This window comes from Fusibacter sp., assembly GCF_057447755.1.
The window spans coordinates 1-2079 of record NZ_JBVBZF010000463.1 but is presented as its reverse complement, the minus strand read 5'-3'; the positions used below and the strand labels follow the sequence as shown (position 1 = coordinate 2079).

Below are 2079 nucleotides of genomic sequence, written 5' to 3'. Positions count from 1 at the left end.
TGAACGAGAAATTATGGAAAATCATGTGGTGACCACTGAAAAAATGCTTTCCAAAATTAAGTTTCCAAAAGACCTTATTGATGTACCACATTGGGCAATCAATCACCATGAGACCTTGGATGGCAAAGGGTATTCAAGGGGGTTAAAGGGGGATGAGCTCACCATAGAAGTAAGGATACTGACGATCATTGATATTTATGATGCCTTGACCGCAACAGATAGACCCTATAAGAAGGGGATGCCACCAGAAAAAGCTTTCTTTATCCTGGGTAAAATGGTTGAAGAGGGTAAGCTAGACGGCGATTTGCTGCATATTTTTCAAAATAGTGAGGCTTGGCATTTTCACAATTAAAAAAAGGTTTGAGTCGATTAAAACGGCTCAAACCTTTTTCAATTGATTATGAATTAATTTGCAGGAACATTTAGCATTTGACCTGGCAAGATTAAGTTAGGATTTTTGAGGTTGTTGAGTTCTTGAAGTGCTTGCCATGTTGTATGGTATTTATTTGCGATTTTCCACAGTACATCACCTGATTGAACCTTATACATAGCACCTTTAATCATACCACTATTCATTAAATCATGAATGTTGATTGCTTTAACATTTGGTGTTCTGCCATCTTCAGATGCAGGTAATTTAAGGGTACCGTTTTTAATCATTTCGTTTACCATACCAAGATAAGGAGAATTAGCCATGTCTGTACCAACTATTTTCCAGTTATTGTCTACAGTTGGATTGATAACGCCTTTTTTAACATCTTGAGTGTAAGCGATGATTAAGTCTCTTACTCTTCCTTTATCTTGCATTGCTTCATAAGAGTCAAAGTATTTATCTTCCATTTTAACAAGATCTAAACTAATTAAGGTACCAAAACGGTAGTTGTTGACAGCTAATTTATAAACCTTAGTTAAATCAACAGGTTTTCCGTCGATCTTTGCATTGACAATTCTTGAACCAGATGGTTTTGAAATATCGATATCATACGTGATGCCACTAAACATATCATAGTTATAGCCTCTCACATCTGGGTTAAAGCTGATGGTTAAATCACCTTCTTTATAAGTATTAAAGTAATTTGCAGACCATTCCATATACTTGAGTAAATTCTCACCTGTAATATTAACACCCATTAGAGTATTGTCATACTTATAGATGAATGCGACGTCTTTCTTCTTGAAGACACCTTGCTTAAGGTTCGAGCCAAAGTTGAATAAGGCCGCACTACTTATATCTGCTTTTGAATAATACATTTGAACTTCATTGATAAAGTCAATAACTGGTGTATCCATGATTTGAGCAGTAGGTAAAGTTGTTACTTCGCCTTCGCCAGTGTAGTAATCAGGATTTTTAATAAAGTCTGCAGAAATTTGTCCAACAACCTTGTTAGCTTCTTCAAGCGATCTGTCGTGTACAAATTTAAAAGCGTCTAAGATTTCAGGATCGGCATCAACTTTAGCGGTATTTACATTTTCGACAGCAACTGATTTTACAACCCATTTGCCATTTTCTTTTGCAAGTGTGATATCCGATTTTCCAACAGACCAGCCATAACGACCTGGTTCTATGAGTTTAACACCGTTAATTTCATTGGTATATTGACTATGGGCATGACCACCGAAAATAACATCAAATTGAGGGAATTTTTCAGCAACGAGATCAATACCGTCATAACCGTGTTCGCCTTCAGGACCGATATGGTAAGCGCCGACGAGGACGTCGTATTTACCTTCAAGTTCAGCTAAGACTTTCCCAGTTTCTTCGATGACATCTGTAAACTTTAGGCCAGCAAAGTGCTCAGGTGTACTAGCTTCCCAAATTGGTACATTTGGTGGCATCATACCAACTACTGCAACTCTGACACCTTGAATGTCAAAAATTTTGTATGGTGCAACAAAACGATCGCCTGTCGCTTCTTTATAAATGTTTGAAGCTAATGCACTACCGTTAAATCCAGCGATGTTTTTGTTTAGGAAATCCATGCTGAAGTTAAACTCATGATTACCGAGGACCCATGCATCGTAGCCAATCATATTCATGGCTTGGATCATTGGATGTACTGGCAAATCATTAAATAGCTC

General features: G+C 37.3%; 2 protein-coding genes. One reads left to right on the top strand and one right to left on the bottom strand.

Annotated features, from left to right (window positions below; genetic code table 11):
• Positions 1 to 352 (top strand): HD-GYP domain-containing protein (locus AC220I_RS21690; RefSeq protein ID WP_486725956.1); only part of this gene is annotated, 352 nt, incomplete at its 5' end.
• A 53-nt stretch (positions 353 to 405) separates the two neighbouring features.
• On the opposite strand, the gene AC220I_RS21685 is transcribed toward AC220I_RS21690, so the two are convergent.
• Positions 406 to 2079, bottom strand: a 1674-nt coding sequence (locus AC220I_RS21685; protein ID WP_486725955.1) for a 5'-nucleotidase C-terminal domain-containing protein, incomplete at its 5' end; no start/stop codon positions are given.